Below are 14,522 nucleotides of genomic sequence, written 5' to 3'. Positions count from 1 at the left end.
GCGCCGGGCGCGCGGCCCCTCATGGTCGGGAGTCCTTATCGGCGTCGATCGGCTGCGCAACGCTCGTCGCGCCCCGAGGCCGGGCCAGCGTCATCGCCACCGCGACACCGGCGGCGACGATGATCGGGATCCCGGCCGGAACCAGGGGAGCCACCAGCACCGTCACCACCGCCGACACCACGGCGACGGCGACAGGCTCGCGCCCCCGCAGCCGCGGCCACAGCAAGCCCAGGAAGGCCGCGACCGCGGCGCCGTCGAGCCCCCACGCCTTGGGATCGCCGAGGGCGTCACCCAGCAGCGCCCCCACCAGGGTGAACAGGTTCCACAGCGCGAACACCGCGACACCGGCTGCCCAGAACCCCCGTCGTTCCTCGTTCGCGTCCTCCGCTGCCGAGGCCGTCGCGATCGACTCGTCGATGGTGAGGTGTGCCGCCGCGAACCGGCGCCAGCCGTGCGGCCGGAGCATCGCGTTGGCCGTGACCCCGTACACCGCGTTGCGCACCCCCAGCAGGGAGGCGGCCGCCGTCGCCGACGCCAGCGCCCCGCCCCCGCCCACCACGCCCACGAAGGCGAACTGCGACCCTCCGGTGAACATCAACAGGCTCAACGCGCACGCCTGGGCCACGGACAGCCCCGCCGCGACACCCAACGCCCCGAACGAGATCCCGTACAACCCCGTCGCGACGCCCACGGACAGCCCGCGCCGTTGCGCGGGGGTCAGAGCCTTCACCGCACGGGCCTCACTGCACGGTCTCGGTGGCCTCGGCGATCACCGGCAGCCGCATGACGAACTTGGCGCCCCGGTCCGGGTCGTTGCTGGCGCGCACCGACCCGCCGTGCACGCGCGCCGTGTGGTCCACGATCGAGAGCCCCAGGCCGGTGCCGGGGGTGTTGCGCGCCCTGTCCGAGCGGTAGAAGCGGTCGAAGATGAGCGGGAGGTCCTCGTCGGCGATGCCCGGGCCCTCATCGACGACGGTGAGGGTGCCGTCCTCCAGCGTGACGACGATGGTGCCGTACGAGGGCGAGAACTTCACCGCGTTGTCCAGCAGGTTGGTGATGGCCCGCTCCAGCGTCGACGGATCGCCCATGACCGGCGTGGGCTCCAGGGACACGTCGAAGGTGATGTTGGGGCCTCGACGGCGGGCGCGCTCGATGGCGGACTCCGTCACCTCGGCCATGTCCAGGGGCTCGTGGGGCCGCAGCAGGTGGTCGTCTCGGGTGAGGGCGACGAGGTCTCCCACCAGAGCCGAGAACTCGCCCAGCTGGGCCGCCACGTCCCCGAGGATCACCGATCGGGCGCCCTCGGGGAGCATGCCGGAGGTGTCGTCGGCCAGCAGCAGCTCGATGTTGGTGCGCATGGACGTCAGGGGGGTGCGCAGCTCGTGGCCGGCGTCGGCGATGAGCTGGCGCTGCTGCTCCCGCGACGTCTGCAGCGAGCGCAGCATCAGGTTGAACGACTTGGTCAGCTCACCGAGGTCGTCGCGGCCGTAGATCCGGATGGGGTTGAGCTGGTCCGTCTGGGTGACGGACTTCACCGCCTGCGACAGGCGCCTCACCGGGGCCAGCACCGCCTGGGCGGCCCACAGCGCGGCCAGGGTGGTGGTCACCACGCCCAGCGCGCCCGCCGCCAGCAGCGACAGCCACAGCGACGACAGCGTGGACTCCAGCGCCACCGTCGGCCGCCCGTACATCACCGCGTAGAACGCGCCGTCCACCGTCATCGGCACGGACACCACGCGGTAGGTGGTGCCGTCGGCGTCCAGCGTGCGGGCCGAGGACCCGGTCTGCATCCGCGCCACCGCGATCTCCTCCGCGCCCGCGGGGAGCGCGACGGGCTGCCCAGGGACCTGCTTCGCCAGGCCGTCGGCCGCCACCAGCGCCAGGAGGCCGTTCGACGAGCCCAGCAGGTCCGCCGACAACCCGCCCATGTTCGACACGTTCGACGAGATGGCCGCAGAGGCTGTCTGAGCCACGCCCACCAGCTCGCGGTCAAGCTGCTCGAGCAGCGACCAGCGCGTCACGCCGTACGACGTGGCCCCGATGACCACCACCGACAGGGCGACGCTGATGCCCGTGAGGAGGGCCAGCCGCCACTGCAGGGACTGGCCACTGACGAGGCGGCCGACGCCGCGGCGGATCCGGATCCACCAACTCCCGATCACGGGGGAGTTTCACGCAGGACGTAGCCGATCCCCCGCACCGTGTGGATGAGCCGGGGGCGGCCACCCGTCTCCGTCTTCCGGCGCAGGTAGCCGATGTAGACCTCGAGCGAGTTCGCGGTGGTGGGGAACTCGAAGCCCCACACCTCGTTGAGCAGCGTGTTGCGCTCCATGACCCGCCGCGGGTTCTCCATGAACACCTGCAGCAGTGCGAACTCGGTGCGGGTCAGTGAGATGTGCTGCCCACCCCGGGTCACCTCGCGGTGCTGGGTGTCCAGCGTGACGTCCTGGAAGGTGAGCACCTTCGACTCCGCCTCTGCCGCCGGCTTCGAGCGGCGGGTGAGGGCGCGCAGGCGCGCGAGGAGCTCGTCGAGGGCGAACGGCTTGACCATGTAGTCGTCTGCGCCGGCGTCCAGCCCGTCCACGCGGTCCCCGACGGCGTCCCGTGCGGTGAGGATGAGGATGGGGGTGTCGTTGCCGCCGTCGCGCAGCATCCGGGTGGTCTCGAGGCCGTCGAGGCGCGGCATCATCACATCCATGATGATCGCGTCGGGGGTGTAGCTCACCAGCTTGGCAAGGGCCTCGATACCGTCCGCGGCCGTCTGCACGTCGTCGCCGGTGTAGGTCAGCGAGCGGGCGAGCGAATCACGCACCGCTTGATCATCATCAACCACCAGGATCTGCATGATCAGCCCCCATCGCTCTCGCCGCCTCAGGGGTTCATCCTACCCACCATCACCACGGCTCGGCGTTCCCGACTCGCGTGGGTATGGTGTCCGCCATGACCACGGTTCTCTTCGTCTGCTGGGGCAACATCTGCCGCTCCCCGATGGCCGAGCGGGTGGCCCGCCGCCGCGCTGACCAGCAGGGTCTCGACATCAGGATCGAGAGCTACGGCGTCTCCAGCGAGGAGGTGGGCAACCCCATCGACCCCCGCGCCGCCCGGACCCTGGAGCGGGCCGGCTACGACGCCTCCGGGCACACCGCCCGCAAGATCGGAGCCGCCCAGATCAAGACGGCAGACCTGGTGATCGCCGCCGAGCAGCTGCACGTGGACCGGTTGCTGCGGATCGCGCCCGGGGCCACCAACATCGCGCTGATCAACGACTTCAACCCGGACAAGCCCACAGGTGAGGCGCTCATCGACCCCTGGTACGGCACGGAGGAGGGCTTCGAACGGACGCTGGCCGACATCGAGGCCGCCGTCGACGGCGTGCTCCTGGCGGTGTCGCGGCGCTGACGCACCGCCGGGTCAGGTGGCAGGATGCGGGCATGACAACCCGGAACCCCCAGGACCTTCTGTTCATCGGCGGAAGCGGCATCATCAGCCACGCCAGCGTGACCCGGGCCGTGCGGCTCGGGCACCGCGTCACCGTCCTCAACCGCGGCCGCTCCGGCGTCCGGTCGCTCCCGGCAGAGGTGGAGACGCTGGTCGCGGACGTGCACGATGACGCCGCCGTCGACGCCGCCCTCGGTGAGCGTGAGTTCGACGCCGTGGCCCAGTTCTTCGCGTTCACCCCGGACCACGTGGCCCGCGACGTCGCCCGCTTCGCCGGTCGCACCGGACAGTACGTGTTCATCTCGTCGGCGTCGGCCTATCAGACGCCGCCGTCGAGGATGCCGGTGACCGAGTCGACGCCGCTGCGCAACCCGTTCTGGGAGTACTCGCGCAACAAGATCGCCTGCGAGGACCTGCTGGTGGCCGAGTACCGCGACCACGGCTTCCCGGCCACCATCGTGCGCCCGTCCCACACCTACGACAGGACGCTGATCCCCACCACCGGCGGCTGGACCGACGTGGCCCGGTTCCGCGCCGGCAAGCCGGTGGTCGTCCACGGCGACGGCACCACCCAGTGGACCCTGACGCACTCCGACGACTTCGCCGTCGGCTTCGTCGGCCTGCTCGGCAATCCGGCGGCCGTGGGGGACAGCTTCCAGATCATGGGCACGCACGCGCCCACCTGGGACCAGATCTACACCTGGCTGGCGCGGGCCGCGGGTGTCGCGGCGCCCGAGCTGGTGCACGTGGCGTCGGAGACCATCGCCCGGGCCCTGCCCGAGGTGGGCGACGGGTTGATCGGCGACAAGGCGCACTCCATGGTGTTCGACTGCTCCAAGCTGCGCGCTCTGGTGCCGGAGTTCAACCCGACGATCACCTACGACGAGGCGGTGGCCGAGCAGATCGCCTGGTACGACGCCCACCCCGACCGGCAGGTGGTCGATCCGGAGCTGGACGCGGGCTTCGACCGGCTCGTCGCGCACGCGCGCGCCGTCTGACCCGGGCGGCCGGGCCGCGGCGGCCTCGCGGTACCCTGTGTGCTCCTCCCGATCGCGAGCGAAAGGCGCCGACGATGAGCCTGCAGGGCCGCAGCTTCCTCAAGGAACTGGACTTCACCCCCGACGAGTGGCGAGGGCTCCTCGACCTGGCCGCCGAGCTCAAGCTGCAGCGCCGCGAGGGCCGCGAGGAGCGCCGCCTCGTCGGGAGGAAGGTGGCCCTGCTGTTCGAGAAGACCTCCACGCGCACCCGTTGCGCGTTCGAGGTCGCGGTGGCGGAGCAGGGCGGGATGACGACGTACCTCGACCCATCGGGTTCCCAGATCGGGCACAAGGAGTCGGCGGCCGACACGGCCCGCGTCCTCGGCCGCTGGTACGACGGCATCGAGTACCGCGGCTCCGGCCAGGACGTCGTCGAGACGCTCGCAGCCCACGCGGGGGTGCCCGTCTACAACGGGCTCACCGACGACTGGCACCCCACCCAGATGCTCGCCGACCAGCTCACGATGATCGAGCACTGCGGCAAGCCGCTGGAGGAGATCTCGTTCGCCTTCCTCGGCGACGCGCGCAACAACGTGGGCAACTCACTGCTGATCAGCGGCGCGCTCATGGGCATGGACGTGCGGATGGTGGCACCCGTGTCGCAGCAGAACTCCGACTCCGTTGTGGCCGAGGCGCGCCGCCTGGCCCGGACGACGGGGGCGCGGATCACGGTGACCGACGACGTGGCCGCCGGTGTCGCGGGGGTGGACTTCGTCTACACCGACGTGTGGGTGTCGCTGGGCGAGCCGAAGGAGGTGTGGGCCGAGCGGATCGAGCTGCTGCGGCCGTACCAGGTCAACGCCGAGCTGATGCGCGCCACCGGCAACTCCGACGTGAAGTTCCTGCACTGCCTGCCGGCCTTCCACGACCTGCACACGTCCGTGGGTCGCGGGCTGAAGGAGGAGTTCGGGATCGAGGGGGTCGAGGTGACCGACGAGGTGTTCGAGTCGGAGGCCAGCGTGGTCTTCGACCAGGCCGAGAACCGGATGCACACCATCAAGGCCGTATTGGTGGCCACCCTCGCCGGCTGACCCCCGCCCAACCGCCGGCTGACCCCCGCCGTCGCGTTGAGCCTGACACGGCTTCTGGTGGGGTGCGTTGAGCCTGACACGGCTTCTGGTGGGGTGCGTTGAGCCTGACACGGCTTCTGGCGGGGTGCGTTGAGCCTGAAACGGCCCTCAACGCGCTTGGAGCGTTCAAATCTGGTGATTCGTGAGTTGACCTGGGTTTCCGGCTCAACCGCCGCCAGCGAGAGCGGTGTCAGGCTCAACCGCCGCCAGCGACAGCCGTGTCAGGCTCAACGACGACGGGGGGCCGGGTGAGACACCCGGCCCCCCGTCGTGTGGGCTGTCAGTTGCCAGTGGACGGCAAGCCCGGCCGAACCGGGGGAGGCGTCGGCTTGCCGCCGTCAGTTCCGCCGTCGGTCCCTCCGTCAGTGCCACCGTCAGTGCCATCGTCGACCAGTTCGACGTCGACCGGCACGAAGATCTCCGTGCCCGACGCCGACACCTCGAAGCGGAGCGTCTGCGCGCCGGCCGGCACGGCGGTGCCCTTGGGCAGCCGCACGCTGGCGGTCCCCGCGCCGTCGGTCACGGTGCCGGAGCCCACCTGCACGTCGCCGAGGAAGGCGGCGATGGTCGTGTTCGCCAGCGGAGGCGAGACCTTCTCGCCCTCGAGCAGGTACATGTCGAGCGTCTGCGGTGCAACGCCGCCGGCTAGCGGCGCCCCGAACGAGAAGGTCAGCGCCGCGCCACCCTCGACGAGGGCGCCGGCGGCGAGCTTGGCGGACACCCCGCGCTTGGAGTAGTCCGGGGACAGCAGGCCCTGCTCGCCGATCCAGGTGGTCCACGCCTCAAGGTCGGCGCGGCCCGTGTCGCGGGTGTTCACGCCCTTGGCGAGCTCGTGGAAGTTGTCGCCACCGCTGATCAGGAACGAGCCGCCGCCGACCGTGTAGAGCTTCGCCGGGTCGATCGGGGCGCCGTTCATGCTCACCGACGTGATCCGCGAGCCCTCGGGGAGCGACTCGTCGTAGGTGTAGGTGACGTTCTTCGACAGGCCGAGCTGGAGGAACGCCCGCGAGGGGACCACCCCGGCCAGGTTCCGCTGCCACTGCTGCTCGAGGACCTTCGTGAACTGGGCCCCGGTGACCTGGGTGGTGAACAACGAGTTGGCGAACGGCAGGGTGAGCGCGGCCTCGCGGAGCGTCACGTCGCCGGCGTTGAACGAGTCACGGGTGCCGCCCGGGTTCTGGAGGCCAATGAACTCGTCGTCTCCGCCGCCGAGCACCTCGTGGAACATCTCTGCCACCAGGTTGGACATCGGCGATTCGGTGTTGCGCGTGTCGGCGTTGCCGGTGCCGGGGGTGGAGATCGCGGCGGAGGACTCGCCCACCACCTGCGCGCCCTCGACCATCGCGACGTCGTAGGCGGCGCGGGCGATGTCGTTGACGGCCTTGATGGCGGGCAGCGACTCGTCGGAGGTGGCGGCGGCTGCGACGGTGGAGGAGGCCGCCGAGCACACGCCCTTGGCGGTGGTGTCCACCACGAGGTCCAGCCTGCCGAGGTGCGAGGCGTATGAGCCGGCCTGGATGATCGGGCGGCCGTCGGCGGTGCTGAACGTGTAGCGCTGGTGGGTGTGGGCGTTGAAGATGGCCTCCACCCGGGGATCGATGTCGCGGTAGATCTCGTCGAACGCGGCGCTGGCGGCGGCGTTGGCCTCGGCGGTCTGCGACGACAGCGCGGCGCCCTCGTGCAGCGAGGCGAGCACCACGTCGGCCTCGCCGTTGGCCGCGTCGCCGTCCAGCAGCTCGTCGGTGACCCGGTTGATGGCCTCGACGGGGTTGCCGATGGTCAGGTCGGCGATGCCGGCGGGGGAGACCAGGGAGGGGAGGTCGCTGGTGACCACGCCCACGACGGCGATCCTCAGGCCGGCCTTCTCCAGGATGGCGTACTCCTCGAGCGGGGCGGCCACCGTGGTGGTGCCCCTGTCGTAGACGTTGGCGCCCAGGTAGTCGAAGCCCTGCGCCTCCGGCACGACGCGCCCGGCGAGGTCGTTCCAGCCCTTGTCGAACTCGTGGTTGCCGACGGTGGACGCCTCGACGCCCGCCTCGTTGAGGATGTCCAGGGTGGGGGTGTCGTCGGCGATCATCGACACGAACGTCGAGGCGCCGATGTTGTCGCCCGAGGAGATCAAGGCCACGTTGTCGTCGCCCTGGGCCACGCGCGCCTGCTCGACGGGGGTGAAGAGGCGCCCGGCGAGGTAGGCGGTGGCGTCGCTGAGCGGCTTCGAGTCGTCGACGACCCGGCCGTGGAAGTCATTGAACGCGAAGACGGTCACGGTCTCGGTGGCGTTGGCCGCGACACACTCGCGGAGGGCGGCGTGAGCCTGGGGGGCGACGGCGGTGGCCACCAGGCCGCTCGCCACGAGGGCCGTCGCGGCGGCGGTGGCCGCGACCTTCCTGGTCAGGATGAACATGTCTCTCCGTTGCGTGAGGCGGTCGGCACTGAATGGGCCATCGCGAAACAAATGGGTCCTGGCCCACTCTGGGGGGTTCTGGCGCTCTGGTCAAGCAGTTCTCGTGTCGTTTACGTTGCGGTCACCGAGGCTTCACCGACGACCTCGCACAGGCGCTCTGCCCGTGGGCTCGTCTTCGCATACCTTCGCCGTCTTTGCACACCCAATTGAGTATGCGAAGACGGCCAAGGTATGCGAAGTCCGCGGCGGCCGCGCCGGAGGTATGCGAAGACGGCCAAGGTATGCGAAGTCCGCGGCGGTCCCGGCGAAGGTATGCGAAGTCCGCGGCGGCCGCGTGGAAGGTATGCGAGAGGGGCCCGGAGCGGCCGGTTGGGCGCGAAGATGGATGCCGGAGAGGCCGAAGGCTTAAGCTACGCTGGCGTAAGCTACGGATGCGTAAGTTAGTGGAAGGAGGCCGCGTGCGCGGTCAAAGCCAGGACATGGTGCAGCTGCTGACCCCCGACGGGCGGCGCGTCGAGCACGACGAGTTCAGGTTCACCGGCACCACTGCGGACCTGGTCGGCTACCTCCGCGACATGATCCTCGCCCGCCGCTTCGACGCGGAGGCCACCGCCCTCCAGCGGCACGGCGAGCTCGGGCTCTGGACCCCGCTCATCGGCCAGGAGGCTGCGCAGGTGGGATCGGCCCACGCTCTGCGCCCCGCGGACGTCGTGTTCCCCTCGTACCGCGAGCACGCCGTCGCCATGGTGCTCGGCGTCCCGCTCACCAACATGCTGTCCCTGTTCCGCGGCACCAACGGGGGCTACTGGGAGAAGCTCGACTCCTTCAAGAACTACCAGATCGTCATCGGCTGCCAGGCGCTGCACGCCACCGGCTACGCCATGGGGCTCCAGCTCGACGGCGCCGTCGGCAACCACGACGACGATCAGAACGCCGGCGTCATCGTCTACCACGGCGACGGGGCGGCCAGTCAGGGCGACGTCAACGAGGCCTACGTGTTCGCCGCCTCCTACAACGCGCCGGTGGTGTTCTTCTGCCAGAACAACCAGTGGGCCATCTCGGAGCCCATCGCCTTGCAGTCGCGCATCCCGCTGTTCCAACGCGCGCAGGGCTTCGGCTTCCCCGGCATCCAGGTGGACGGCAACGACGTGCTGGCCGTCAAGGCTGTCACCGACTGGGCCATGGCGCGGGCGCGGGCCGGCGAGGGCCCGGCGTTCATCGAGGCGTTCACCTACCGCATGGGCGCCCACACCACCTCCGACGACCCCACCAAGTACCGCGAGCGCTCGGACGAGGAGGAGTGGCGGGGCCGCGACCCCATCGCCCGCCTCACCGCCTACCTCCGCGCGGAGGGGGCAGTCGACGACGCGTGGTTCGCCGCCGTCGACGCCGAGGCCAAGGAGTTGGGGGCCGAGGCCCGCGCGTCGATCCCCCTGATGGAGAACACCACCATGGACAGGCTCTTCGAGACCGTCTACGCCGAGCCCACCGTCGCCCTCGAGGCGCAGCGACGCGAGTACGCCGAGTTCGCGGCGAGCTTCGGGGAGGACGCATGAGCGAGACCCTGACCATGGCCAAGGCCCTCAACCGGGGGCTGCGACGGGCGCTGCAGGCGGACCCGAAGGTGCTGCTGGCCGGCGAGGACATCGGCAAGCTCGGCGGCGTCTTCCGGATCACCGAGGGGCTGCAGGACGAGTTCGGCGAGAACCGGGTGGTGGACTCGCCGCTGGCCGAGTCCGGCATCATCGGCACCGCGGTGGGCCTGTGCATGCGCGGCTACCGCCCGGTGGTGGAGATCCAGTTCGACGGCTTCGTGTTCCCCGGCTTCTCCCAGATCGTCACCCAGGTGGCGAAGCTGCACATGCGCACCGGCGGCCACACGACGATGCCCATGGTGATCCGCATCCCCTACGGCGGCGGGATCGGGGCCATCGAGCACCACTCCGAATCCCCCGAGGCGTACTTCGCCCACACCCCCGGGCTCAAGGTGGTCACCTGCTCCAACGCCAACGACGCCTACTGGATGATCCAGCAGGCCATCCAGTCCGAGGATCCCGTGGTGTTCTTCGAGCCGAAGCGCCGCTACCACGTCAAGGGCACGGTCAACTTCTCGGCGCGCCCTGCCCCGATGCACCAGGCGCAGGTGGTGCGCCACGGCACGGACGCCACGCTGCTGGCCTACGGGCCCATGGTCAAGACCTGCATGGACGCGGCCGCCCTGGCCGCAGAGGAGGGCACGTCCCTGGAGGTGCTGGACCTGCGCACGCTCAGCCCCGTCGACTGGGTGACCATCGAGTCCTCGGTGCGCCGCACGAAGCGCGCCGTCGTCGTCCACGAGGCGCCGAAGACCCTCGGCCTGGGCGCCGAGATCGCGGCCAAGCTGCACGAGGACCTCTTCTACGTGATGGAGGCCCCGGTCCAGCGCGTCGCGGGATATGACATGCCGTATCCGCCGGCCCGCGTCGAGGAGGAGTACCTTCCCGGTGTGGACCGGATCCTCGACGCCGTCGACCGATCCCTCGCCTACTAGGAGCCCCGATGAAGCATCAATTCCTGCTGCCGGATCCCGGCGAGGGCCTGCTCGAGGCGGAGATCGTGGCATGGAGGGTCGCGGCGGGTGACGTGATCGAGGTCAACGACGTGCTGGTCGAGATCGAGACGGCCAAGTCGCTGGTCGAGCTCCCCTCCCCCTACGCGGGCACGGTGACGGCGCTGCTGGTCGCGGAGGGCACCACGGTGGAGGTGGGCAGCCCCATCGTCGAGATCGACGACGGCGTGGCCGACGCGCCGCCCCCCGCTGACAGCGAGGGCGGCCCCAACCTGGTGGGTTACGGCGCCCAGGACTCCGGCCCCGCGAGGCGGCGACGTCGCGGCCACGGCACGGACAAGGGTTCCGCGGCCGAGGCCATGAACGCCTCCTACGGCCAGCACGAGCCGGGGCGCCGCGCCGACGAGGTGCACCCCGCCGGCGCCGTCCACGCGCAGGCGCAGGGCGATCCCCTGCCCACCCCGGGCAGGGCGCCGTCGGAGTCTCAGCTGGTGCTGGCCTCGGATCCCGGATCGGCGAGGGCCAAGCCGCCGGTGCGCAAGTACGCCGCGGACCTGGGCGTGGACCTCGGCACGGTGGTGGGCACGGGGCCCGACGGCACCATCACCCGCCGCGACGTCGAGGCGGCCGCGGCGTTCCGCTACCTCGACGACCAGCCCAGGCAGGGGCGCATCCTCAACGACCACGCGGCGTTCCAGGCGTCCGGCCCGCGCTTCGGCGAGGCCCCGTCCGGGAGCGCCGGGCAGCCGCACGCCGGCACATCGTTCAGCGGGTCGAGCTTCGGCGGCGGACAAGGCCCGACGGAGGGTCTGGGCGGGTTCAACCCCCAGCAGGGCCGTGCGGACCGGCGCGTGCCGATCAAGGGCGTCCGCAAGGTGACCGCCGAGAACATGGTCCGCTCCGTCCGCACGCACGTGCACGTGACCGAGTGGATCACCGTGGACGTCAGCGCCACGATGGACTTCGTCGAGACCCTCAAGTCGCGCCGGGAGTTCACCGGGCTGCGCGTCTCGCCCCTGCTCATCTACGCCAAGGCCATCTGTCTGGCGCTGGCGCGCAACCCCGAGCTCAACTCGTCGTGGGACGAGGAGCGGCAGGAGATCGTCTACTACGGCAACGTGAACCTCGGCATCGCGGCCGCCACCCCCCGCGGCCTCATGGTGCCCAACATCAAGGCGGCCCAGGACCTCAGCCTGCTGCAGCTGTGCCAGGCGGTCAATCAGCTGGTGCAGGTGTCGCGGGACGGGAAGCTCCAGCCCGGCGACTACTCGAACGGCACGTTCACCATCACCAACGTCGGCGTCTTCGGCATCGACGCGGGCACCCCCATCATCAACGGCGACGAGTCCGCCATCTTCTGCATGGGCTCCATCGAGCGCCGCCCGTGGGTGGTGGGCTCCGGCGCGGAGGAGAGGGTGGTGCCGCGGTGGGTGACCACGCTGGCGGTGGCGTTCGACCACCGGATCGTCGACGGTGAGCAGGGGTCGCGGTTCCTGCACGACGTGGCCTCCATCCTCCAGGAGCCCGCGCTGGCGCTCCTCTTCTGAGCCGCGGGAAGGCCGGTCGGGTAGGTGTTTCGGCCGACGGGTTGTGGGTACAAGGCAGGTACCCACCCACCACGAGGAGACGCCGCACCCACCGTCCTCCCCTCCACGTAGCGGTCGCTCCCGAGCCCGGTCCTCGGGCGGCCGCCCGGCCAAGGCCCAGGAGCATGAGAAACCCGAACCACCTGCCCGCCACCCACGGCCCCGAGGCCTTCGCCGTCGTCCACCGGCGGTTGCTCCGGGAGCTCCATGAGGTGCGCATGGGTGGTCCGCCGCAGCGGGACGCGGCCTTCGACGTCTTCCGCCGGTTGCTGGCCGCCTCGATGGCGGCCGATCGGCTGTGTGCCTCGCTCGGCCTCGATGGATGGCCGGATGCGGGTCGGGCGCCCCGGCTCCACGTGGCTGTGTCCACGTCGGTGACCATCCTGGAGTGCGTGCACCGAGACTCACTCGACTTCGTGATCGAGGCGGGCCTCCTCGAGGAGATCCTCGTCGACGCCACCGGGCAGCAGCCCGGCCCGCACCTGCTGGGTGCGTCCCCTGAGCCGGAGAGCGGCTGGGAGGATCTCGGCGGCGCCGTGCAGCGCGTGGCGCGCGAGCTCCCCGGCGAGGATCAGCTCACCTTCGCGCAGCTCCGCCGGGCCGCGGAGGCCAGCGTGTGGCTGCTGGCCGACTGGGACCGGTCCGCTGGCCGTGGCTTGCCGGGAGGGTGAGGGGCCGGCGCCCCATATGACCCGTCGCGGGTGATGCGTGGCAGAGGCCCAGGTCACCGCGATTGGGGGATCCGCCTCCCTCCGGCGCGCTAACCTCGTGCTTTCATGACGGTGGGTGGACTGTAGTGGCCTGAGATAGCGAAAGTGCCCCTGACTTGGGATGATGTGACTTGTCTAGAGAAACATCGACCAACAAGAAGGAGCACCTTCGAGGTGAAGAGTACCGGCTCGTATCCCAGGGTTCATGTCGATACCGCGAAGGTGACCGCGGTCGGGCAGGCTGGCGGGATCCTGCTGACCGAAACCATCCGCGCGGCCGGCCTGGACCGGGCCCTGTCGGAGGCGCTGTCTCGGTGGCGGAAACCGTTGGCGGTCCACGACCCAGGCAAGATCGTCTGTGATCTGGCGGTGTCGCTGGTGCTCGGCGGTGAAGCGTTGAGTGACCTCGCTACCCTGCGTGCTGAACCAGGGGTCTACGGCCCGGTGGCGTCGGATCCGACTGTGTCGCGGCTCATCGCGGCCCTCGCTGCGGATGCGGACAAGGCCATCAAGGCGATCGCGGGAGCTAGGCAGCAGGCCCGCGCCACGGTCTGGGCCCTGGCCGGTGAGCATGCCCCCGACCACGAGTCGACTGCCGAGGATCCGGTGATCATCGACTTGGACGCGTCGTTGATCACCGCCCATTCGGAGAAGCAGCGCGCGGCTGCGACGTTCAAGCGAGGCTTCGGGTTCCACCCGTTGCTGGCGTTCGCCGACCACGGACCTGAGGGCACCGGCGAAGCCCTGGAGGTCCACCTACGCCCCGGGAACGCCGGTTCGAACACCGCCGCCGATCACATCACCGTCACCAAACAAGCTCTCGCGCAGCTCCCCGACCGGAACCCGCGGCCCGGACGCCGCGTGCTGATCCGCGCGGACGGGGCCGGCGGCACGAAGGAGTTCACCAAGTGGCTGACCGGGCGCAGGGTGGCGTACTCGGTCGGGTTCACCCTCCCCATGGACACCCCCGACCTCTACCACTTGGTCCCTGAGTGGGTTTGGGTGCCGGCCCTCAACAGCGATGGCGAGGCTCGCGAGGGGGCCGATCTTGCTGACTTCACCGGACTGCTGGATCTCGACGGTTGGCCTGCCGGGATGCGGGTGATCGTCCGCAGAGAACGGCCCCACCCCGGCGCTCAGCTGCGGTTCGACGACGTCGACGGCTACCGGCTCACCGCCTTCGCCACCAACACCACCCTCGGCACCCTCCAGCAGCTGGAGCTCAGGCATCGTCGACGCGCCCGCTGCGAAGACCGGATCCGGATCGCGAAAGACACAGGCCTGGCCAACCTCCCGTTGCACGGGTTCGACCAGAATCGGATCTGGTGCCAGATCGTCGCCCTGGCCTCCGAGTTGCAGGCCTGGAGCGCGATGCTGGCGCTGGCCGGTCATGAAGCCCGCCGCTGGGAACCGAAACGGCTCCGCTACCGGCTCTACACCATCCCCGCGACCCTCGCCAGAAGAGCCCGCCGCACCGTCGTCCACTTCAGCGACCGATCCCGCTGGGCCGAGCTGATCATCGACAGCATCAGCCGACTCCGAAACCTCCCGGCACCAGCCACCTGACCCTGTCCTCCACATGACCCTCTGAATCTGGCAGCTCCCGGCCTGGAAACCCGCACCGCAGACGTCACGCGGGGTCTTGTCACACCCACCTGCAAGAATCAGAACAACCCCGACGCCACCGGCGCCGACCAGCCCCACACACGCCCGTCATGAAATATCGAGG

At 70.3% G+C, this 14,522-nt stretch carries 12 protein-coding genes; 8 read left to right on the top strand and 4 right to left on the bottom strand.

Annotated features, from left to right (window positions below; translation table 11 throughout):
• Positions 1-19 precede the first annotated feature (19 nt).
• From ACZK5D_RS15945 to ACZK5D_RS15935, 3 genes are read right to left on the bottom strand one after another with little or no spacing between them, the layout of a single operon-like run.
• Positions 20-730 carry an AzlC family ABC transporter permease gene (locus ACZK5D_RS15945; protein ID WP_463666011.1) on the bottom strand — a complete coding sequence of 237 codons (711 nt, stop codon included), beginning with the start codon at positions 728-730 and terminating at the stop codon, positions 20-22.
• Between the two features lie 10 nt (positions 731-740).
• Entirely contained in the window at positions 741-2,162 is a 1,422-nt protein-coding gene (locus ACZK5D_RS15940) for a sensor histidine kinase (protein WP_463666010.1), read from the bottom strand.
• Positions 2,159-2,845 (bottom strand): response regulator transcription factor, encoded by a 687-nt coding sequence (locus ACZK5D_RS15935; RefSeq protein WP_458995890.1) that lies wholly within the window; start codon positions 2,843-2,845, stop codon positions 2,159-2,161. Before ACZK5D_RS15935 ends, ACZK5D_RS15940 begins: the two co-directional genes overlap by 4 nt.
• 95 nt (positions 2,846-2,940) lie before the next feature.
• On the opposite strand from ACZK5D_RS15935, the gene ACZK5D_RS15930 reads away from it, so the two are divergent.
• The 3 genes from ACZK5D_RS15930 (at position 2,941) to argF (ending at position 5,506) form a co-directional block, all read left to right on the top strand.
• A complete protein-coding gene (locus ACZK5D_RS15930) occupies positions 2,941-3,399 on the top strand; it encodes a low molecular weight protein-tyrosine-phosphatase (protein WP_458995891.1) in 459 nt (152 codons plus the stop codon).
• Between the two features lie 32 nt (positions 3,400-3,431).
• A complete protein-coding gene (locus tag ACZK5D_RS15925) occupies positions 3,432-4,436 on the top strand; it encodes an NAD-dependent epimerase/dehydratase family protein (RefSeq protein WP_463666009.1) in 1,005 nt (334 codons plus the stop codon).
• Positions 4,437-4,510: 74 nt separating this feature from the next.
• Positions 4,511-5,506, top strand: coding sequence for an ornithine carbamoyltransferase (gene argF / locus ACZK5D_RS15920; RefSeq protein ID WP_458995893.1), 996 nt, complete (start codon positions 4,511-4,513; stop codon positions 5,504-5,506).
• 319 nt (positions 5,507-5,825) lie between these two features.
• On the opposite strand, the gene ACZK5D_RS15915 is transcribed toward argF, so the two are convergent.
• Positions 5,826-7,949 carry a bifunctional metallophosphatase/5'-nucleotidase gene (locus tag ACZK5D_RS15915; protein ID WP_463666008.1) on the bottom strand — a complete coding sequence of 708 codons (2,124 nt, stop codon included), beginning with the start codon at positions 7,947-7,949 and terminating at the stop codon, positions 5,826-5,828.
• A gap of 458 nt (positions 7,950-8,407) precedes the next feature.
• Here ACZK5D_RS15915 and pdhA point away from each other — a divergent pair, with 458 nt between their 5' ends.
• The 5 genes from pdhA to ACZK5D_RS15890 all read left to right on the top strand — a co-directional run bounded on the left by pdhA (position 8,408) and on the right by ACZK5D_RS15890 (position 14,359).
• Positions 8,408-9,505, top strand: coding sequence for a pyruvate dehydrogenase (acetyl-transferring) E1 component subunit alpha (pdhA, locus tag ACZK5D_RS15910; protein ID WP_463666007.1), 1,098 nt, complete (start codon positions 8,408-8,410; stop codon positions 9,503-9,505).
• Positions 9,502-10,479, top strand: a complete 978-nt coding sequence (locus tag ACZK5D_RS15905) for an alpha-ketoacid dehydrogenase subunit beta (protein ID WP_458995896.1) — start codon at positions 9,502-9,504, stop codon at positions 10,477-10,479. Before pdhA ends, ACZK5D_RS15905 begins: the two co-directional genes overlap by 4 nt.
• Before the next feature lie 8 nt (positions 10,480-10,487).
• On the top strand, positions 10,488-12,044 hold the full coding sequence (locus tag ACZK5D_RS15900) for a dihydrolipoamide acetyltransferase family protein (protein WP_463666006.1): 1,557 nt from the start codon (positions 10,488-10,490) through the stop codon (positions 12,042-12,044).
• A 164-nt stretch (positions 12,045-12,208) separates the two neighbouring features.
• On the top strand, positions 12,209-12,754 hold the full coding sequence (locus ACZK5D_RS15895) for a hypothetical protein (protein ID WP_463666005.1): 546 nt from the start codon (positions 12,209-12,211) through the stop codon (positions 12,752-12,754).
• Positions 12,755-12,967: 213 nt separating this feature from the next.
• Positions 12,968-14,359, top strand: coding sequence for an IS1380 family transposase (locus ACZK5D_RS15890; RefSeq protein WP_463665165.1), 1,392 nt, complete (start codon positions 12,968-12,970; stop codon positions 14,357-14,359).
• Positions 14,360-14,522: the final 163 nt, after the last annotated feature.

The sequence above is a fragment of the Tessaracoccus yangjingae genome (assembly GCF_055326235.1).
The sequence above is the reverse complement of the archived record's forward strand: the minus strand, read 5'-3'. Positions and strand labels throughout refer to the sequence as shown.

What these genes read in the sequence shown, in the direction of transcription:
- ACZK5D_RS15930 (WP_458995891.1), top strand. Translation starts at nt 2,941, where the DNA reads ATGACCACGGTTCTCTTCGTCTGCTGGGGCAACATCTGCCGCTCCCCG.
- ACZK5D_RS15935 (WP_458995890.1), bottom strand. Translation starts at nt 2,845, where the DNA reads ATGCAGATCCTGGTGGTTGATGATGATCAAGCGGTGCGTGATTCGCTC.
- ACZK5D_RS15925 (WP_463666009.1), top strand. Translation starts at nt 3,432, where the DNA reads ATGACAACCCGGAACCCCCAGGACCTTCTGTTCATCGGCGGAAGCGGC.
- ACZK5D_RS15905 (WP_458995896.1), top strand. Translation starts at nt 9,502, where the DNA reads ATGAGCGAGACCCTGACCATGGCCAAGGCCCTCAACCGGGGGCTGCGA.
- ACZK5D_RS15915 (WP_463666008.1), bottom strand. Translation starts at nt 7,949, where the DNA reads ATGTTCATCCTGACCAGGAAGGTCGCGGCCACCGCCGCCGCGACGGCC.
- ACZK5D_RS15895 (WP_463666005.1), top strand. Translation starts at nt 12,209, where the DNA reads ATGAGAAACCCGAACCACCTGCCCGCCACCCACGGCCCCGAGGCCTTC.
- ACZK5D_RS15900 (WP_463666006.1), top strand. Translation starts at nt 10,488, where the DNA reads ATGAAGCATCAATTCCTGCTGCCGGATCCCGGCGAGGGCCTGCTCGAG.
- argF (WP_458995893.1), top strand. Translation starts at nt 4,511, where the DNA reads ATGAGCCTGCAGGGCCGCAGCTTCCTCAAGGAACTGGACTTCACCCCC.